Origin of the sequence: Nodosilinea sp. E11 (genome assembly GCF_032813545.1) — a bacterium.
GTDB lineage: Bacteria > Cyanobacteriota > Cyanobacteriia > Phormidesmidales > Phormidesmidaceae > Nodosilinea.
Genome location: NZ_CP136520.1, coordinates 1,135,772 through 1,153,802, shown reverse-complemented (window position 1 = coordinate 1,153,802; position 18,031 = coordinate 1,135,772). Strand labels below are relative to the sequence as shown.

General features: G+C 56.0%; 19 protein-coding genes. 15 read left to right on the top strand and 4 right to left on the bottom strand.

The genetic code is table 11. From position 1 onward, the window contains the following. The first annotated feature begins 19 nt into the window (after positions 1-19). The 6 genes from RRF56_RS07515 (at position 20) to RRF56_RS07490 (ending at position 3,882) form a co-directional block, all read left to right on the top strand. On the top strand, positions 20-184 hold the full coding sequence (locus RRF56_RS07515; protein WP_410510546.1) for a DUF2442 domain-containing protein: 165 nt from the start codon (positions 20-22) through the stop codon (positions 182-184). Positions 185-287: 103 nt separating this feature from the next. Then, positions 288-518 (top strand): DUF433 domain-containing protein, encoded by a 231-nt coding sequence (locus RRF56_RS07510; RefSeq protein WP_317037017.1) that lies wholly within the window; start codon positions 288-290, stop codon positions 516-518. Then, entirely contained in the window at positions 515-847 is a 333-nt protein-coding gene (locus RRF56_RS07505; protein WP_317037016.1) for a DUF5615 family PIN-like protein, read from the top strand. The genes RRF56_RS07510 and RRF56_RS07505 overlap by 4 nt, the downstream gene beginning before the upstream one ends. Positions 848-984: 137 nt before the next feature. Then, positions 985-2,637 carry a SpoIID/LytB domain-containing protein gene (locus tag RRF56_RS07500; protein ID WP_317037015.1) on the top strand — a complete coding sequence of 551 codons (1,653 nt, stop codon included), beginning with the start codon at positions 985-987 and terminating at the stop codon, positions 2,635-2,637. Between the two features lie 273 nt (positions 2,638-2,910). Beyond that, the gene (locus RRF56_RS07495; RefSeq protein ID WP_317037014.1) at positions 2,911-3,504 is read left to right on the top strand and encodes a hypothetical protein; all 594 of its coding nucleotides are present in this window, start codon (positions 2,911-2,913) and stop codon (positions 3,502-3,504) included. A 39-nt stretch (positions 3,505-3,543) separates the two neighbouring features. After that, positions 3,544-3,882: a hypothetical protein gene (locus tag RRF56_RS07490; RefSeq protein WP_317037013.1), complete on the top strand. Its 339-nt coding sequence runs from the start codon at positions 3,544-3,546 to the stop codon at positions 3,880-3,882. 172 nt (positions 3,883-4,054) lie between these two features. Here the strand turns inward: RRF56_RS07490 and RRF56_RS07485 are convergent, their stop codons facing one another. The 3 genes from RRF56_RS07485 to RRF56_RS07475 all read right to left on the bottom strand — a co-directional run bounded on the left by RRF56_RS07485 (position 4,055) and on the right by RRF56_RS07475 (position 7,438). After that, positions 4,055-5,029 (bottom strand): IS110 family transposase, encoded by a 975-nt coding sequence (locus RRF56_RS07485; RefSeq protein ID WP_317033747.1) that lies wholly within the window; start codon positions 5,027-5,029, stop codon positions 4,055-4,057. 238 nt (positions 5,030-5,267) lie between these two features. After that, positions 5,268-6,806, bottom strand: coding sequence for an NAD(P)/FAD-dependent oxidoreductase (locus tag RRF56_RS07480; RefSeq protein ID WP_317037012.1), 1,539 nt, complete (start codon positions 6,804-6,806; stop codon positions 5,268-5,270). 128 nt (positions 6,807-6,934) lie between these two features. Beyond that, on the bottom strand, positions 6,935-7,438 hold the full coding sequence (locus RRF56_RS07475; protein WP_317037011.1) for a hypothetical protein: 504 nt from the start codon (positions 7,436-7,438) through the stop codon (positions 6,935-6,937). Positions 7,439-7,604: 166 nt separating this feature from the next. Between RRF56_RS07475 and cbiT the strand changes: the two genes are divergently transcribed. Both cbiT and RRF56_RS07465 read left to right on the top strand, forming a co-directional pair. Then, positions 7,605-8,204: a precorrin-6Y C5,15-methyltransferase subunit CbiT gene (gene cbiT / locus RRF56_RS07470; protein ID WP_317037010.1), complete on the top strand. Its 600-nt coding sequence runs from the start codon at positions 7,605-7,607 to the stop codon at positions 8,202-8,204. A 471-nt stretch (positions 8,205-8,675) separates the two neighbouring features. Beyond that, a complete protein-coding gene (locus RRF56_RS07465) occupies positions 8,676-9,713 on the top strand; it encodes a ParA family protein (RefSeq protein ID WP_317037009.1) in 1,038 nt (345 codons plus the stop codon). A 209-nt stretch (positions 9,714-9,922) separates the two neighbouring features. Here the strand turns inward: RRF56_RS07465 and RRF56_RS07460 are convergent, their stop codons facing one another. After that, complete coding sequence (locus RRF56_RS07460) at positions 9,923-10,279, bottom strand: hypothetical protein (protein ID WP_317037008.1); 357 nt, start codon at positions 10,277-10,279, stop codon at positions 9,923-9,925. A 239-nt stretch (positions 10,280-10,518) separates the two neighbouring features. Between RRF56_RS07460 and RRF56_RS07455 the strand changes: the two genes are divergently transcribed. From RRF56_RS07455 to RRF56_RS07425, 7 genes are all read left to right on the top strand, one after another. Next, positions 10,519-11,529 (top strand): beta-fructosidase, encoded by a 1,011-nt coding sequence (locus RRF56_RS07455; RefSeq protein WP_317037007.1) that lies wholly within the window; start codon positions 10,519-10,521, stop codon positions 11,527-11,529. Between the two features lie 119 nt (positions 11,530-11,648). After that, positions 11,649-13,067, top strand: a complete 1,419-nt coding sequence (locus RRF56_RS07450; RefSeq protein ID WP_317037006.1) for a proton extrusion protein PcxA — start codon at positions 11,649-11,651, stop codon at positions 13,065-13,067. Positions 13,068-13,667: 600 nt separating this feature from the next. Further along, positions 13,668-14,165 (top strand): DUF2231 domain-containing protein, encoded by a 498-nt coding sequence (locus RRF56_RS07445; protein ID WP_317037005.1) that lies wholly within the window; start codon positions 13,668-13,670, stop codon positions 14,163-14,165. Further along, a complete protein-coding gene (locus RRF56_RS07440) occupies positions 14,165-14,749 on the top strand; it encodes a DUF2231 domain-containing protein (protein ID WP_317037004.1) in 585 nt (194 codons plus the stop codon). Before RRF56_RS07445 ends, RRF56_RS07440 begins: the two co-directional genes overlap by 1 nt. A 15-nt stretch (positions 14,750-14,764) precedes the next feature. Then, the gene (locus tag RRF56_RS07435; protein WP_317037003.1) at positions 14,765-15,727 is read left to right on the top strand and encodes a cytochrome c oxidase subunit II; all 963 of its coding nucleotides are present in this window, start codon (positions 14,765-14,767) and stop codon (positions 15,725-15,727) included. Continuing rightward, entirely contained in the window at positions 15,720-17,405 is a 1,686-nt protein-coding gene (gene ctaD, locus RRF56_RS07430) for a cytochrome c oxidase subunit I (RefSeq protein WP_317037002.1), read from the top strand. The genes RRF56_RS07435 and ctaD overlap by 8 nt, the downstream gene beginning before the upstream one ends. Continuing rightward, on the top strand, positions 17,392-17,997 hold the full coding sequence (locus tag RRF56_RS07425; protein WP_317037001.1) for a heme-copper oxidase subunit III: 606 nt from the start codon (positions 17,392-17,394) through the stop codon (positions 17,995-17,997). The genes ctaD and RRF56_RS07425 overlap by 14 nt, the downstream gene beginning before the upstream one ends. Positions 17,998-18,031: the final 34 nt, after the last annotated feature.

The following is an 18,031-nucleotide window of genomic DNA, read 5'->3' as shown; positions in this document are numbered from 1 at the left end:
GCTTAGTTGTTCCTCTATCTTGGTATCCCGTTTACTCCACGCCTCTCAAGAAGAACGGCAGAACTGGCAACTTTTAGGCGATGGTTACGCCATTGAGTGGGCCGATTTAGACGAACATATTGGCATCGAAGGCCTGTTAGCCGGTAGACAGAGTGGCGAAAGCCATCAGTCTTTTGAACGCTAACTAGCAACACGAGACACAGTAGCGTAGTAGTAAGCACTATCATCTGTAAAAAAGTTGAAAATGCAACCTCAATGTTGAAAATACAACCTCAATAATTTCAACCATGGACTACCGAAACTACATTACAATTGAACCAAACAAGCGCAGCGGCAAACCCTGCGTACGCGGTTTGCGAATCACCGTCTACGAAGTCCTTGAGTACCTAGCTTCCGAGATGACCGAAGCCGAAATTCTCGACGACTTTCCCGACCTAACGCGAGAAGACCTAAAAGCCTGCATCGCCTATGCCGCTGATCGCGAGCGTCGGTTTATGACCGCTCCTCTATCTGCATGAAATTACTTTTTGACGAAAACCTGTCGCCCAAACTATCAAGCCGATTGAGCGACCTTTTCCCAAATTCGCTTCACGTTCGCGACGTAGACATGAAAGCAACGATTGACCCAATAGTCTGGGATTTTGCCAAAGACAACAATTTGATGATTGTCTCAAAAGATGCAGATATGCACGATCTGAGCCTCGTACTTGGCAATCCACCAAAGGTCATTTGGCTTCGCCTTGGCAACTGCTCAACACGGCAAGTTGAAAACGTGTTGCGTCGAGATTTTGACGCGATCAAATTGTTTTATGAAGATGAGAGCTTGTCACTGCTTGCCTTATCATAATGCGCGAAAACCCGAGCCAGAAAAAGTGCGATCGCAGCTCTTTTGTTAGGGTTAGGTCATAAAGGGTCTGAAGCCGCTAGAATCTCTTTGACCCGATCGCACAAACGGCGGGCAGTACCCTACTTCGTTAGAGCGCTATGGCTACGCTTTCCCTGCCCCGACTTCAGTTTCGGCCCTTGGGCAATCGGCGATCGCGATGGTTGGGTACCGTAGGCGGCATGGCGATCGCCCTCACCACCACCCTGTCCGCCCCCGCCCCCGCCGCCCTCAACCCGGTGATTCAGGTGGGCATCGTTCAGCGATTCGGGGAAGACATGCAGGATCGCATCGTCCTAGAAGCGCTCCAGGGCGAACAACTCACCCTCAGCTTTGACACCAACGGCCAACCCCAAACCGTCACCGCCACCCGCGTGGTAATTGGTCTGGCCCCTGAGCAACTGCCCGAGGCCGCCCTGAACGAGCGCATTGTGCTCGGCAACCACCGCAGCTTTGAAACCGCCGAATACAATGCCCAAGAGTGGCGCGATCGCGGCATTGAGCCCGAGATCGCCCAGCCCGGCAGTTGGGAAGTGTGGGCCAACCGCGAGACCTACGACAACCCCCTGGTGCGCCGCCTACTGGTCAAAAATCTCCAAGACCAGGGCTTTAGCGAAGTCTTTCTCGACAGCCAGGTGATCGGCCAAATTCCGCGCACCTACTTTGAAGCCAACGGCTACCGCTACAACCGCAACAGCTTTGACATTCGCGCCAGCGGGGGTCGGGTGCGGGTGACCCAGCCCGGCGAACCCCCCGTCACCCGCGTCTATGGCGGCACTCTGCGGGTACAGCCCAACACCTACGGCACCTACACCCTGGTCAACAGCGTGCCGATCGAAACCTATTTGCGCGGCGTGGTACCCCACGAGATTGGGGCCGGTGCCCCGGTACCCGCCATTCAGGCCCAGGCGGTGCTGGCCCGCACCTACGCCTTGCGCAACCTGCGTCGCTTTGCGATCGACGACTACGAACTCTGTGCCGACACCCAGTGCCAGGTGTACCGGGGGCTGACGGGCACAGCGACGGTGACGGACCAAGCGATTACCGCCACCCAGGGGCAGGTGCTCACCTACCAAAACGAGCTGGTAGACGCGCTTTACTCCTCCACCAGCGGGGGCATTACCGCCGCCTTTAGCGACGTGTGGGATGGGCCAGATCGCCCCTACCTGCGCCCCGTAGTTGATTCGGTACACGGCTTGTGGAATATCAACCAGTACCCGCTGAATTCTGAAGAAGCCTTTCGGCGATTTATCTCGCTTAACGAGGGTTTTAACGAGGTGGGCTGGCAGCTATTTCGCTGGCGCAACGAAGGTGCTCTGAGCGAGATTACCGCCGACCTCAAGGGCTATCTGGGGCGCAGGCAGCACCCGCTGGCGGGGTTCACCCAGGTGAAGTCACTGCGGGTGGCTGAGCGGGCCAACTCAGGCCGGGTGCAGCTAGTCGAGGTAGAAACCGACATCGGCACGGTAGAACTCCGTAAGGATGAAATCGTTCGCGTGCTGCGCCCCCCCCGTAGCCTGCTGTTTTACATCGAACCGATCTACAGCGCCGGGGCCGAGGGGGCATCGGGACAGCTCACCGGCTATCGCTTTGTCGGCGGCGGCTGGGGCCACGCCGTGGGGCTGAGCCAGGCGGGGTCTTACCGTCTAGGCAACCTGGGCTGGAACCATGGGCGAATTCTTCAGTTTTACTACCCCGGCACGATGCTACAGCCGATCAGCGAGAATCTAACGTTTTGGCGCGAGCCAAGCTGAGACTAGATGGGTGGATGGGGTTGGTAGGGGCAAACGGTGGTTTTCCCTCAATCAGTGCGACATCGCCGCACCATCCATAAAGGGGGGTAGACGTAGCGTGGGTCAGGGCCGAAGCTCTAGACCTTGCCACCCACCAATTTCCAGACCCACGTTTCCACTCATGGGAAAGCGATCTCAGTGCCAACTGGTAATGATTGATCTGTCTGCGGGCGAGAACGTTTCGGGAATCCTAGCTTTGGCCTTGTAGTCATAATCGGATTCCTACGCTCTCTAATGCCTGCACTATTGGACAAGCTGCTTCATTTTGCCGTAGGTATTGCTACTGGCGTTGGTTTTTGGTGGGTGCTAGAGCGCAATCACCGGGGCGCAGCGGCGACCATCAACCCAATCTGCTTTTTAGTCATGGTGATCTGGGGGGCTAGCGGCCTGTTTTTCTTTCGCAAGCTAGGGGTGCCGCTGCTCAGCGGTACCTTCTTTTATATGGCCTTCCCCGATTGGGATATTCCCCTCTACAAGGCCACCGGGCTACGGTTTCTAATTCACCGGAGCTGGTTGTTTCACTCGGTACTCATACCGATGGGGTTGCTCAGCGGATGGATTTGGTTTGTCCAGCATCCGGCCCTGGCCGCCTGGCAAAAAACAGCGGCTAACCTGGTGCGAGACGGGGCCATGGGCCTGTCGGTGGGCGTCAGCGCCCATTTGATTTGGGATACGCTACTGTCGTCAACCCGCCGAGGTTTCTATATTCACGGGTTTGGTGGCCCTGCCTCCTATGGGTGGCTGCTGCTGAATTTGGCGATTGGGCTGGGAGTGCCGCTGCTGATTGCCTGGAGCTTGAACCGGGCTGGAGGACCCCTCGAAGACTAAAGAATTTGGGTGTGCTGAACTGTACTGACGAGGTTAACTATGCGGCTATTGACTCCCCTGATTGGGTTTGCCCTAATGATTTTAGGGATTTACTTTTTGGGTAAGAATATTTTCTTTACTACGTCGGCTTATCCCTGGTGGCGCGGCATTGCGGCTGATTTGTCAGTGCTGTCGCTAGCGGTTGGGGTGTTTATGCTGGTGTTTTTGCCCTCTGGGGCGAAGTCGGCGGGCTGGGTGGCGATCGCATTCGGCATTCTCTGTGTCTTTGCCAGTAGTCGTGCCATTCTCAACCCCACCAGCCTGTGGCAATTTCTGGTATCGCTGCTGGCCATGGGCTATGGCTACCAAATGCTCACCACCCGCAGGCTACCGTTTTGAACCCAGCCCGCTTGGTTAACTTAGGGTGGACTGTCACTGAAATAAGCTATTAAGCTGCCGTAGCGATTATCTTCTTTGTCAAGCTCATCCTGCTATGCGATTAGCCTCGGCGGGATGGCAGCGGAAATCAAGCCAGGAGCCCTGCCTGCATCAGACAGAGTCTTGCTGTTCCTTATGTGGCGGCGGGCAGGGAGCAAGCCGGAGCCTGCCAGAGGGTGTCATGTTCTACCATGGCATTGAGAATAATCACCAGTTTGTGCATGCAGGCCACCAGGGCAACCTTTTTGAGTTTTCCCCGCTGCAGCAGGCGCTGGTAGTAATCGCGAATGACCGGATTATGGCGAGTGGCGACTAACGCGGCCATGTAGAGGCCTGTGCGCACGGTGGCTCGACCGCCGCTAATCATCCGCTTACCCCGCATCTGGCCGCTATCGCGGTTGAACGGGGCGAGGCCACACAAGCTGGCTAGGCGCTTCGCTGAGATCTGTCCTAACTCGGGGAGTGAGGCCAAGAGGAGCCCCGTCGTCACAGCCCCAATACCCGGCACACTGGTGAGGATCTCGCGGGTGCGCTGCCACTGATCGCTCTGGGCGATGAGCTGCTCAATCTGGGTATCGAGGTCTTGGATCTGTTGCTTGAGCCAGTCAATATGCTGCTCAATGCTCTGACCCGTCCTGGCTCGTGCTGAGCGTTGCCGGGCTTTTTCGGCACTCATCATCTCGACGAGTTGCTGCCGTCGCGTGACGAGGTCTTGAAGGTGTTGACTGGCCTCACTCGCCATCGCCCGTACCTCTGGACGGATGGCATCGGCAAAGTGAGCCAACACCTCGGCATCAATTTTGTCTGTTTTAGCCATGCGCCCCGTGGCCCGGGCAAAATCACGCACTTGACGTGGATTCACCACAACGGCGGGCCAGCCCTCCGCCATCAACGTTCGCGCCGCCAGGGCTTGATAGCCCCCGGTCGCTTCCAGCACAATCAGACTCGTCTCGCGACGAAACGCCGTTAACGCCTGTAGCAACTCTCTTAAACCAGAGTCACTGTTGGCCACCTGAACGCTTAATCCAAGTGGACGGACGTACACATCTAAGGTGCGCTTGGATACGTCAATGCCAACCCATTGATGCGCTTGTGATAGTTCAGTCATGGTTGTATCCACCCGTGTAGGAGGTTAATCTGACATCACTCGTCCTTGCTCGATACGGAGTCTAAGCTCCTGGCGATTTTGCGAGTTAACTTCAGAGGTGTGCAGCGACCCATGCTACGTTCGGTTTTGGACAACCTAGGGTGGGACGGTCTGCCACACACCTCTAAAGATACAAGGGTGGGCACTGCCCACCAGCCTGAGTTTAGGGCACTGCTCACCAGCCTGAATGTAATGACATTCATCCCAGGGCATCTCTGAGCATCGCCCGGTGCTGGCTGACAGAGGCCAGGGTGTTGGCGGTGATCAGCCCGCAAGCCGCCACCGCTGGCAGACCAATTCCCGGAAACGTGGAGCCGCCTACGCAGAGTAACCCCTCAAGCGGGGTCTTTGGCCCTGGGAACAGACCATCCTGAACCGAGATGGCGGGGCCGTAGCTGCCCCGGTGGCAGCGCAAAAAGCGCTCGTGGGTGAGAGGTGTGCCCACCAGTTCGACCTCTACTCGCTGGCGCACGTCGGGGATGATGCGCTCTAGGGCCTGCCAGAGGGGTTCTGCCCGCGTTTTCTTCAAGTCTGCATACTCAGCACTGCGGCGATCTAACCCCTCCCACAGGTCGTAGGGCTCGGTGGCGGGGGTATAGACATGGATCGTATGTTTGCCCGGTGGAGCCAGCGACGGGTCGAGCACCGTGGGAATTGACATGACAATCAAGTTTTGGGGGGCATCAATGCCCCGTTCCCAGTCTTCCACGGTGATGTAGTGGCAGGCTAGGTCGGGCGGCAATCCTTCGCCGTCAATACCCAGGTGCAGGTGTAGAAAACTGGGGCAGGGGGTAGTGGCCTGACGTTCTGTGACGAAGTCTTGAGGCAATGCGCCCTCCGGCACCAGCTTGAGCGTGTCCCAAATCGAGGCGTTGGCGATTATGGTGCTGGCTCTGAGCACTTCTCCAGACCGGAGGGTAACTCCGGTGGCGCGCCCGTGGTCTACCAAAATTTTTTTCACGTGAGTGCCCAGCCGCAGGGTGCCGCCAAAATTTTTCAGGCCCCGCACCAGGGCATCAACCAGGGCCGCGCTGCCGCCGATGGGGTAGTCGAGGGTGACGCCGGGACGGTACCACTCGGCAAACATAAAGGCCATTTCGGCAGTGCTGGTGCCCTCGGCGGGTAGGCCCGAGAGTAAAAAGCAGAGCAGATTCATCCAGTGGCGAATGAAGGAGTCAGTAGTGGTGCGATCGAGCACCGAGCTGAAGGGATTGCTCGACTGAGCTAGGGCCGGGGCGTTGCGCAGCAGGTTCCAGGCGTAGGGGGCAACGGTTTGCCATGCGCCCCCGTCTAGCCGCAGGGCGGCGGCAGGTAGAGCGGTGGCGGCTTTGCCTAGGGGCACCATCGCGGCTTGTAGACGACGCCATTCTTCCACGGCGGCCTCGCCCCGTAGGCGGTGCAGCACCTCGGCAAACTGGTCATTGCCCACGGTGGTGTCAAAGTCGCCTTCGGGCAGGCGCACACCCCAGGTATCGTAGTTGGCCCAGGTAACGGTGTCGCCTTCGCCTACCGCATCGAGCACGTGGCGCAGGGGGTTGGTAGACCCTCGGTAGGACATACCCGAATAGAGCGACGGCCCCGAATCGAAGGTATAGCCCTCGCGCTCAAAGCCGTGGGCGGCTCCGCCTGCAATCGTGTGGCTCTCACAAACCGTGACGCGGTAGCCGTAGCGGGCCAGCAAGGCTCCACAGCAGAGGCCACCAATGCCGCTGCCGATGATAATGACGTCTTTGCTCATGGGGGACATTGGAGACACCTAGCCATTGTCCTATAGAGGAGCGGATGAGGGGCGCAATCGAGTAAACAGCCCTTGGCCCCTGGGGTAGAACGACCCGCTGAGCGAGAGGTTTTGAGCGGTAGATTACCCTAGCGTCCTGCATAGCCCTGAATGTTTTCGGGGCGAAACTTGCGCAGAATGGGGGTGGCCTGGCGCACCACTGCCTCGGAGCCGCGCACCACGACTAAAAATTTGCCATCGTTGAGCCGGTTGCGGTAGGAGAGCGCATCGCCACTGCCGAGAATGCCCATGCCGCCACCGATAAAGTAGGCTCCCATGGCTCCGCCGCCAGCGCCTAACAGCCCGCCGAGAATCTGGTTGCCCAGCCGGCCCGTAAAGGCGAAGGTGTCTAACCCGGTGATTAGGTTGAAGCTAAACCCGGCAATAAAGCCAAAGGGCACTAGCCAGATCATCATGAGGCGAATTTGCTTCCAGGCCTGGTCGGCGGGGTCGATCAGACCAAATTCATCGGCGGTTTTAAAGCCTTTGCCCAAAATGTCGATGTTGTCTTTGGGCAGGCTGGCCTCTTCTAGGGCGCTATAGGCTTCTTCGGCTTTGATGCGGTTGTCTAAGACAGCTACCAGGTAATTCATTGAAGGGGCACGATGGGGCAAGACAGGCTAGGGACCGTTGGCTTAATCAGCCAACCTGAATCTTTACCCATTATGCCTTGTTGGTGAGCCTGTCTGGCTTTGCACTGTTGCCGCGATCGCTTGACGCCATAGCGATAATAGAGCCAGCGCTGTTCTTTCACGTCCTATGGTTAACCTTTGGCCCTACGCTACCCCTGGCATTCCTGACCATTTGTTTGAGCAGTTGCCCGGCATTCCTCTCAGCTGTCGGGAGGTGCGGATGCTGCTGCTGGGCTACCTGCGGCTCAAGCCCAAAGACGTGCTGTGGGATATCGGCGCGGGCACTGGCACCCTGGCGATCGAGGCGGCGCTGATGATTCCTGGGGGCCGGGTGGTGGCGGTCGAACGCGACGGCGATGTGGCGGATTTGATTCGGCGCAACTGCGATCGCTTTGGCCTCTCCAACGTGCAGGTGATTCAGGGCAGCGCCCCCGACTGCCTAGACGAACTGCCCCACCACCCTGACTGCATTTTTGTGGAGGGTGGGCGCAACCTCAAAGACATTTTGCTCGCCGCCTGGGACTACCTGCCCTCGCTGGGCCGAGTGGTCGTTACCGCCGGTAACCTCGAAACCCTTTACACGGTATCTGAAACCTTTGCCCACCTGCGCGTGCGCAACATTGAGGCGGCGCAACCCGCCGTCAATCGACTGGAGACCAAGGGCAACTACCAGGTGTTTACGGCGGTCGATCCGATCTTCATTCTCAGCGGCGAAAAGTACGAGTAAGGCTCCACTTGCACCAACTGAGACTGTCATGAGTTTTCTGCACCACTAAGTTGTCAGTCTCGGAAGCACTGACAGATAGCACTAAGATTTTCGAATTCTACATGGCCACCGTTCGAGAAGAAGGGCGTAATGATAAAAAATACCGGTATAGGGCTCCCCGTCAACCCTGGGAAATCATAGAGGTAAGGTGATAAAAAATGCTGAAAATAACTACATATATTTCTGAACTAGAGAAATAGATTAATTATTGGGATGAATAGATCCTGCTAAGTAAAAATTTCCCTCGAAGTTATCATTTTAGGATTTTCACAGAAGACATCATTTTATTCCATTCTTAAAGAATAAGAATGTTCTTTACAAGGAATTCACTGTAATTCAGTCATACAAAAAGAAATTTAAGTAAACAAGGTTCGTTTGATTTATTGATATAAAATATATTTAAGGTAGCTCGAACGAATTTACAGGTATATCATGACAAAAATCATCTCTTTATTTAATCATAAAGGTGGCGTAAGTAAAACAACTACCGCTTTTAATTTAGGATGGGCTCTTGCCGATTTAGGCTACAAAACCTTAATCGTAGATGCAGACCCACAATGCAATCTAACAGGTTTGGTTTTAGATTATAACGCGGTCGAGGATTTTGAGGTATTTTATTCAGAGCATCCAGGATGTGATTTATACACTGCGGTTCAACCAGTTTTAGATGGTCAACAACGTCCATTAGAAGCAGCTTCTCCCATACCCACTCAAAATCCAAATTTGCATCTTTTGGCGGGAAACATCAAGCTGTCAGAGTCAGAAACCCAGATATCAGTTTCATTAGGCACTGGAAAAACAATACCTGCACTTAGGAACATTCCTGGAAGTTTTGGATTTTTGCTTCGCGAAACAGCAAGAAAACATGGTTTTCACTATGTACTTATTGATATGAGCCCAAGTATTGGAGCTCTTAACGAGTGTCTATTGATGGCAAGCGACTACTTTATTGTCCCAACTTTTCCAGACTTCTTTTGCCAGCAAGCAATAAAGTCGTTATCCGCTGTATTACCTCGTTGGAATAGCACTATCAAAGAATTTCGTGATTCCTCCTTGCTGTATCCAATTCCAGCTTCTCCACCAGTTTTCATAGGTTTTATATCTCAAAAGTATCGTCCACGTAGTGGAGCACCAGCAAGTTCATTTCAAAGATGGATTGATCGCATTAAAGAGACTGTAGATAGTCAGCTAGTTCCTGCTCTATCAAAAGAGAATATGGTGATTCAAAAACAAGAGTTTCAAGAGCATGTTTCTGCCGACACGCCATATAACTTGGCAAATATTGCTGATTTCAATTCATTGATGGCTCAGTCACAGAAGCACAATGTTCCTATCTTCGCTTTATCGAAAGAGCAAATTGAACAGCAAGGGATTATTCTCGAGAGTATGATAGAAAGTCGAGATAATTTTTTAAAGATCATCAGCGACTTCGCAAAAAGTGTTATTGCTTTAACTCCAGAAAGGATCTAGAAATTGCAGCTTTATGGTGAATTGAAAATTGACTTCATTCTCCATAAAGCTGCATTCAGCGCACTACTTAAAGCGCGAAATTTTTACCAAAACTAGAGTTTTAGACGCTTTCATCTTTTACTCAATTCTGAACACGACCATTCTACTCATGAAGCGATCGCCTATCATTCAGCCTAAACAAAAATTTCTCTTGTCAATTATTGCCGTTATCACGCCTCCAGCACCCGCTGAATCCGGTGCTCGAGCTGGTCGAGATCGAGGCCGCCCTCGTCACGGCTGATGCGGCGCACCGTCGAGTTGACCTTTGACAAATCCTCTAGCAGGTCGGTCAAAATCTCCTGCTGCTGCCGCGACTGAATCACCTCGCGGGGCTCCTGCACCAAATCGCGCACGATGGTGTCCTCGGCCCGCGAGGCCACAATGGGGTCAGTCTGCCCTTCTAGATACACAAACGTCCGCCGTCCGGGGCCGCGCTCCTCCTCAACCGGCTGTAGTGAGGTCACCTGGTCCGATCGCACATATTTTCCAAAGCCTAAATGAACCAATACCGAGGATTGAATCTTCATACTGCCTGTGTCTGTACCTCATAGTACCCATCATAAAGGGTGGTCAGAAGGGCTAAAAGCAAGGCCAGGAGAGGATTCTACGGCATTTGAGGTAGAGGTTTACGCCGATGTTTTGGGCGGTGGCAATCGGGTCAAAGTGGCTTCGGTAGAATGGAACCGTTCCGGCGATCGCTGACCCCGCCTTTGAGCAAACCTTAGCTATGGCCGTTCCTGCCGCATTCCCTCTGGCCTCCTTTCCAATGCCCCCTGCTGTACGCCATCCCAGCCGCCACGTGTGGGATTTTTGGTACCACTTTGACCACGAGACTCAGCTGTTTCATCTTTTTTACTTAAATGCTGATCACGGTTTAGTTTCAACGGCTCAGCATCACTATGCCGCCTGCGTGGGCCATGCCACCACATCAGACTTTGTCACCATCGACTGGGGCGACGACCAGAGCTACGACGTGCTCCACCCGCCTGCCAACCACTGGGCCAACACCTGCCTCTGGAGTGGCGATGTAATTCAGCTCCACAACGGCTATCTGATGTTTTACACGTCACGCGATCGCCACCAAGACGATGGCCTAACCCAGAGCATAGGAGTGGCCTACACCGACGATTTGTGGTCTCACCAGTGGCAGTTTTTTGACACCCAGCTCAAGCCAAACTTTGGCTATCAAACCAAAGGGGTTGCCGACGATCTGACCATTCATGCCTGGCGCGATCCATTTTTGTTTCGCCACCGCGACCGGGGCCAAATTTTTATGCTGGTGTCGGCTAAGGCGCTGAATGGCCCCCTCGGCCAGAGCGGTGTGGTTGGCCTTTTGCAAGTGGCCGATGACCACTTTACTGAGGTAGTGCGCGGAGCCCGCGAATGGGAGTATCTCACCCCTCTCCTAGAGCCCTGTGGCTACGCCGAGATGGAAGTCCCCCAGCTCTATCGGCAGGCCCAGGGCCGTTATGAGCTGGTGTTCTCCTGCTGGGCCAAGTACGATTTTTCTCCGGGAACCGGGGGGGCTGGTGGGCTTCACGGCGTCACGCTGCCCCAGTTGTGGACCGCAAATTGCGATCGCGCTAAGGTGCTGCGATCGCACCCCGCCAACTACGTGCTCTCCCCCGAGGCTCAGGGGCTCTACGCCTGCCGCATCGTGCCTGAGCTGGGCGGTGAGATCATTGGCTTCGACAGTCAGCAGGGCGGCATTCGTCGCAGTGGTCTGCAAACGGGGTGGGCTGCAATGGATCGTAACTTTTCTGATTTGGCGGTTTAGACCGGGTGCGATCGCCTTCTAGGTTTGGCTGGAGTTAGACCTGACCTACTTCTCTGTGCTCCCCCTCGCCCCAGCCGACTGTAGTAGGATCTGGACTATCCAGCGCCAACCCCCATCTAATGCAGAACTCCGGCTTTTTTCGCAGTGCCCAGCGGTGGTTTTTTCGCACGCCCGATCGCGCCCTCAACCAAGCCTACGAAGCGGCCCAAATGATTGTGGCGATCGAGCGCGAGTATTTTGGCGGCAACCCAATTTCGGCCCGCTACGGCAGCTACGGCGACAGCGCCATGGAGTATTTTCAGAGCGAGCTGAAGAAATACCTCAACTTGATCAAGGTGCGCATGGTCGAGTTTCGGACCAGTCGCTCAATAGTGCGAGTGAGCGATCCACGCATTCTAGAGGTGCAGGTACCCGTGACGGAGGCTGACGAACTGGCGGTCAATGTGATTGACCAGCAGGCGTTGTTTTTTCGTAAGCTGCGGCTGATCGATGAGGTGCAAGCCCGCTATGCCAGCCTAGAGGCCAGCCCCGAGCGAGTGATTACCCTAGCCAACGGAGCCAGCGGTGGCCTAGAGCCTGCCCCCTCGGCCCAGGTCTTGAGAAGTCGAGCCAACCAGGCGCGTAGTGATCAACCTGGGTCGGGGCAGCCTAATGGCGCGTTGCGCGGCCCTAACCCAGGGGGGCTGGCGGCTAACACCAACGCCTCCGACCCCGACGGCACGCGGGCTGCTGGGCTCTCTGAGCGGGTCAATGTGCTACCCCGCTCCATTCTGCGTACCGTCGATCGCATTCGCCAAGACCTCGACCCCAACGCCGAACAGGAGGTAGTCAAAGAGTTTCGTAGCTCTAAATCTAAAACCACCGCCGCCATTCGGTTTTTGCTGCTGCTAGTGATTGTGCCGCTGCTGACCCAGCAATTTACCAAGGCGTTTTTAGTCGGGCCGGTAGTTGACCGGGTGCGGGCCGGAGCCGAACCCGCCGACGTGTTTCTCAATATTGAAATGGAGGAAGAAGCCCTCCACGAACTTCAGCAGTTTGAAGAACGGCTGCGGTTTGAGGTGCTAATTGGTAAAGCCCCACCCCTCTCAGAGCTAAGTATTGAGCAGCGAGTGCGCACCAAAGCCACCGAAATTGAGGACGAATACCGCGATCGCAGCGCCAGCGCCGTCAAGAATGTCTTTGCCGACATCGCCGCCGTCGTCGCCTTTGTGCTGCTGCTGCTCTACCGCAAACAGGACGTAGCCACCCTCAAATCCTTCATGGATGAGATTGTCTACGGCCTCAGCGACAGCGCCAAAGCCTTCATCATCATTCTGTTCACCGACATCTTCGTCGGCTTTCACTCTCCTCACGGCTGGGAAATCTTGCTAGAAGGCCTGTCGCGCCACCTGGGCTTCCCCGCCAACCGCGACTTTATCTTTCTATTCATCGCCACCTTCCCCGTGATCCTCGACACCATCTTCAAATACTGGATCTTCCGCTACCTAAACCGAATCTCGCCCTCGGCAGTCGCCACCTACAAGAATATGAATGAGTAAGGGAGTGGATGGGTAGATGAGTGGATGGGTAGATGGGGGACTGGGAGAGTGTGAAGGGTGAAAGCCTTAGAAGATCAGGGCTTTGGGCATTAACCTCACCGCAGCTCCCAAACGGCCCATTGGCAGAACGAAGGTTTAAACCGATGATCGGCCAATCCTTTCCGTGAGGTGCAGGACGACGGAACGTCCTGCTCGATGGGGGTCTGGGGCCAGCGAAATGGCCCCAGCGGTAGATCTGGCTTTTGACCAAAATTGTGCGCCGCGTCGCCCGTGGGGTATCCCTGATTTATCGCGACAGATATTGCCCTAGGTGCATGCCATGCGCCCCTACAGAGGTGCGATCGCGCCCACCCCAACCCGCAAACCACCATTCTCCCCCCAGGAATTAACATTTCATAAAAATCCGCCCGGAACCCGCTTCACCAGTGAGAGAATCTGCCCACACCTAAGCTGGCCCTAGCCATTGCTAGCTGTGATACCTACCCTATAGAGAGCCGCTTGTTATGCTCAGCCTGCTGCCAGCACAAGAACGGCCTAGACGCTAGACTCTAACCGTGTTGTTCTCTCAGCTCAAGCCCCCTACCCCCCAAGGAAAGCTCTGTGTTTGAGTATCTGCCCCCACTCAACGACCATAATCTGCCCTACCCCGACACCATTCACCCCATCGTGGTGCACTTCGTCATCGCCATGGTGCTGTTTGCCGTCGTCTGCGACCTAGTGGGCTACCTCACCAAAAACACCCGCCTGTTTGAGGTGGGCTGGTGGAACATGGTGTTTGCCACGGTCTCTATCTTCATCGCCATCATCTTTGGCCAGATCGAAGCCGGTCTATCCGAGCCCTACCCCGCCGCCGTCAGTGACTTGAACCTACACACCCTGATTGGCTGGTCACTCTCCGGCATCATCGCCGCCCTGACCGGCTGGCGCTATATCATTCGCATTCGCACGCCAGAACAACTGCCCATCCCTTACCTGGGCCTAAACGCTCTGCTGACGGTGATTGTGCTATTTCAGGTGTATCTGGGCGACAAGCTGGTGTGGGTCTACGGGCTGCACAGCGAACCGGTGGTCGAAGCCACCCGAGGAGGGCTGCTGTAATGATGAGTCCTCTGATTGCGGCGGGAGCCAACAACCTGCCCTACAGCATTCCCATTCATCCCAACCTGGTGCATTTGACCCTCGGTCTGTTTATTGTGGCGATCGGCTTTGATATCGTCGGGGCACTGTTTCCCTTAGAAAAGCGGGTGTTTAAGTTTTTGGCGATTCCGGCCACCCGCTCCAATTTGTTTGACGTGGGTTGGTACAACATGGTGGCCGCCGCCATCATCACCTTCTTTACCGTAGCGGCGGGCTTCTACGAGATTTTGATGGCCGATATGGCCGTCGATGGGGTCAGCGACTGGGGCCTGGGGTTCAAAGACACGATGATCTGGCACGGCTTGGGCGGCGTGTTGATTTTGACCATGATCGTAGGGATGACCATCTGGCGAGGGTTTCAGCGCTACCTGTGGCGGCAAGACCGCGCTCGTCAGGTGCAGTGGAGCTATCTGCTGGTGGGGCTGGCGGTCTTTGGGCTGATGTTTGCCCAGGGCACCCTGGGCGCTCACCTGGGCGGTGAGTTTGGAGTGCATGTAACGGCGGATCAACTGCTGCGATCGGGGGGCAACCCCAACCAGCTCTAGAGGAACTACAGCGATATGACCACACCGACAACATCAAGAGAACCTCGCAGTCTTTCGTTTCGTACCGTTGCCCAGCTGATCGCCCTGGCGATCGCCGATGCCGCCGTCAGCCTCTGGGTCGGTCGCCAGGCCTACCTCTGGATGCCGCCCCAGGCCTCCGCTGAGGCCCTACTGGTGGATGACCTATTTGGCTTTTTGACCACCATCGGCAGCTTTATCTTTATCGGGGTGTCGGCGGCGCTGCTGTACTCGGTGCTGTTTCAGCGGGCCGACAAGTACGACACCAGCGACGGCCCTCCGGTGGAAGGCAACCTGCTGGTCGAAATTCTCTGGACCACCATTCCCCTGGGGCTGGTGATCTGGATTGCCACCTACAGCTACCAGATCTACGACCAGATGGCCATTCTCGGCCCGATGGAGCACATGAACCACGTGCCCAGCCTGGGCCTGATGCCCGCTGCCGAAGCGGCGACTCTGCCGGCGGTGCCCGAGAAAACCCCGATCGAAGTCCATGCCCGCCAGTGGGCCTGGGAGTTTTACTACCCCGACCAAAACATCACCAGCACCGAGCTGCACCTGCCGGTCAACGAGCGAGCTAGGCTGGTGCTGACTTCTGAGGACGTGCTGCACGGGTTCTACGTGCCCGCCTTTCGGGTCAAGCAGGATATCATTCCCGGCAGCTCCATTGACTTTGGCTTTACCCCCATCCGCGAGGGGCGCTACCGGCTGCGCGACTCCGACTACAGCGGCACCTACTTTGCCGCCAACCAGGGCACCGTGGTGGTTGAGTCGGCGGAGGCTTACCAGCAGTGGCTGGCTGATGCCGCCGCCCGGCCCCTCACCGAGGCCAGCAACCGCGCCTTCCGTGAGTTCACTAAAGCGAGCGATCGCCCCATTAGTCCGGGCTGGAAAACCGTCGAGCCGGCCTCGCCCCCCCGTGTAAACTTCGCCAGCGCTGAGGAAGATAGCTATGAGTAATGCGTCGCTCGATGCGATCGCCGCCAAGAGCGGTCAGCCATTCCCCGGTGCTCCCAACAACTGGCAGCGGTTTTTCAGTTTCAGCACCGACCACAAAGTGATCGGCATTCAGTACATCGTCACCGCCTTTGTATTCTTTCTCATTGGCGGGCTGCTGGCCATGGTGATGCGGGGCGAGCTGATCACCCCCGAAGCCGACCTGGTCGATCGCACCGTCTACAACGCCCTATTCACCATGCACGGCACCATCATGCTGTTCATGTGGACATTTCCGGTACTCAACGGCCTGGCCAACTACCTGGTGCCCCTGCAAATTGGGGCGCGAGATATGGCATTCCCAAGGCTCAACGCCGCCGCTTTTTGGCTAGTGCCGGTGTTTGGCACCCTGCTGATGGTCAGCTTTTTTATACCCGGCGGGCCGTCACAGTCGGGTTGGTGGGCCTACCCCCCAGTCAGCCTGCAAAACCCCACCGGCAATTTAATTAACGGTCAGGTGCTGTGGTTGATAGCGGTGGCCCTCTCGGGGGTGTCGTCAATTATGGGGGCGGTCAATTTTGTCACCACCATCTTTCGCATGCGGGCTCCCGGCATGGGCTGGTTTAGAATGCCAGCCTTTTGCTGGACAGTGCTCAGCGCCCAGATGATTCAGTTGTTTGGTCTACCGGCACTGACGGCGGGAGCGGTGATGCTGCTGCTGGATTTGACGGCGGGCACCAGCTTCTTTGACCCGGCCAAGGGCGGCGACCCCGTGCTGTACCAGCACTTCTTCTGGTTTTACTCCCACCCGGCGGTCTATGTGATCATTCTGCCGGTGTTTGGCTTTTTCTCCGAAATCTTTCCGGTCTACGCCCGCAAGCCCCTGTTTGGCTACAAGTTTGTGGTGGTGTCGTCGGTGGTGATTACCGTGCTCAGCGCCATGGTGTGGGTGCACCACATGTTTGCCAGCGGCACCCCCAGCTGGATGCGGATGTTGTTCATGTTCTCGACCATGCTGATCTCGGTACCCACTGGGGTAAAGGTGTTTGCCTGGGTAGCCACAGTGTGGGGCGGCAAGCTGCGGCTCGATACGCCCATGCTGTTTGCCCTAGGCGGCCTGGTCTGTTTTCTATTCGCGGGCATTACCGGCGTCATGCTGGGGGCGGTGCCCTTCGATATTCATGTCAACAACACCTACTTTGTGGTGGGCCACTTCCACTACGTGATTTATGGCGCGGCAGTGATGGGGGTCTACGCCGCCATCTACCACTGGTTCCCCAAAATGACCGGCCACATGTACTACGAGGGCCTGGGCAAGCTGCACTTTGTGCTCACCTTCATTGGCGTCAACCTCAACTTTTTCCCCATGCACCCCCTGGGGCTGATGGGCATGCCCCGGCGAGTGGCCTCCTACGACCCCGAGTTTGCCTACTGGAATGTGATCGCTAGTCTGGGTGGTTTTTTGCTGGGGGTTTCGACCCTGCCCTTCATTCTCAACATGATCAGTTCGTGGATCTTGGGCAAGCGAGCTCCGGCCAACCCCTGGAATGCAATTGGCCTGGAGTGGATGATTCCCTCGCCGCCACCGGTCGAAAACTTTGAAGAAATTCCGATTGTGGTGTCTGCCCCCTACGGCTACGGCTCCGACGAACCCCTAGTTGCCAACAACCCTGCTGGAGAGTTGATCAATGAGCACAGCTAACCTCGACCCCACCCTCAACACCCACAGCCCCCACGCCGCCGAGCACGAAGAAGAAGACCATCGCATGTTTGGCTTCATCGTCTTTCTGCTGTCGGAAAGCGTGATTTTCCTCAGCTTTTTTGTGGGCTATACGGTCTACAAGACCAATATCACCGACTGGCTGCCCGCTGGGGTTGAGGGCCTGGAAGTACGCGAGCCGCTGATCAATACCATCGTGCTGGTGTCGAGCAGCTTTGTGATTTACTTCGCTGAGCGGTTTTTGCACAAAGAAAATCTCTGGGGCTTTCGCGCCTTTTGGCTGCTGACTATGGCCATGGGCAGCTTTTTTCTCTACGGCCAGGCGGTGGAGTGGATGGGGTTGCCCTTTGGCTTTACCGACGGCGTCTTTGGCGGCACCTTCTACCTGCTGACCGGCTTCCACGGTCTGCACGTGATGACCGGCGTGCTCTTGCAGGGGATTATGCTGGGACGATCGTTTTTGCCGAATAACTACGCAGGCGGCGAGTTTGGCGTAGCAGCCACCTCGCTGTTTTGGCACTTCGTCGATGTGATTTGGATCATCCTGTTTCTCTTGATCTACGTTTGGCAGTAGGGTTTCTCCAAGATCCCAGGGTTCTTCTACGGTT

Excerpts from the sequence above, each read along its gene's own strand:
- RRF56_RS07510 (WP_317037017.1), top strand. The coding sequence starts at position 288 with ATGGACTACCGAAACTACATTACAATTGAACCAAACAAGCGCAGCGGC.
- RRF56_RS07505 (WP_317037016.1), top strand. The coding sequence starts at position 515 with ATGAAATTACTTTTTGACGAAAACCTGTCGCCCAAACTATCAAGCCGA.
- RRF56_RS07500 (WP_317037015.1), top strand. The coding sequence starts at position 985 with ATGGCTACGCTTTCCCTGCCCCGACTTCAGTTTCGGCCCTTGGGCAAT.
- RRF56_RS07495 (WP_317037014.1), top strand. The coding sequence starts at position 2,911 with ATGCCTGCACTATTGGACAAGCTGCTTCATTTTGCCGTAGGTATTGCT.
- RRF56_RS07490 (WP_317037013.1), top strand. The coding sequence starts at position 3,544 with ATGCGGCTATTGACTCCCCTGATTGGGTTTGCCCTAATGATTTTAGGG.
- RRF56_RS07485 (WP_317033747.1), bottom strand. The coding sequence starts at position 5,029 with ATGACTGAACTATCACAAGCGCATCAATGGGTTGGCATTGACGTATCC.
- RRF56_RS07480 (WP_317037012.1), bottom strand. The coding sequence starts at position 6,806 with ATGAGCAAAGACGTCATTATCATCGGCAGCGGCATTGGTGGCCTCTGC.
- RRF56_RS07475 (WP_317037011.1), bottom strand. The coding sequence starts at position 7,438 with ATGAATTACCTGGTAGCTGTCTTAGACAACCGCATCAAAGCCGAAGAA.
- cbiT (WP_317037010.1), top strand. The coding sequence starts at position 7,605 with ATGGTTAACCTTTGGCCCTACGCTACCCCTGGCATTCCTGACCATTTG.
- RRF56_RS07465 (WP_317037009.1), top strand. The coding sequence starts at position 8,676 with ATGACAAAAATCATCTCTTTATTTAATCATAAAGGTGGCGTAAGTAAA.
- RRF56_RS07460 (WP_317037008.1), bottom strand. The coding sequence starts at position 10,279 with ATGAAGATTCAATCCTCGGTATTGGTTCATTTAGGCTTTGGAAAATAT.
- RRF56_RS07455 (WP_317037007.1), top strand. The coding sequence starts at position 10,519 with ATGCCCCCTGCTGTACGCCATCCCAGCCGCCACGTGTGGGATTTTTGG.
- RRF56_RS07450 (WP_317037006.1), top strand. The coding sequence starts at position 11,649 with ATGCAGAACTCCGGCTTTTTTCGCAGTGCCCAGCGGTGGTTTTTTCGC.
- RRF56_RS07440 (WP_317037004.1), top strand. The coding sequence starts at position 14,165 with ATGATGAGTCCTCTGATTGCGGCGGGAGCCAACAACCTGCCCTACAGC.
- RRF56_RS07435 (WP_317037003.1), top strand. The coding sequence starts at position 14,765 with ATGACCACACCGACAACATCAAGAGAACCTCGCAGTCTTTCGTTTCGT.
- ctaD (WP_317037002.1), top strand. The coding sequence starts at position 15,720 with ATGAGTAATGCGTCGCTCGATGCGATCGCCGCCAAGAGCGGTCAGCCA.
- RRF56_RS07425 (WP_317037001.1), top strand. The coding sequence starts at position 17,392 with ATGAGCACAGCTAACCTCGACCCCACCCTCAACACCCACAGCCCCCAC.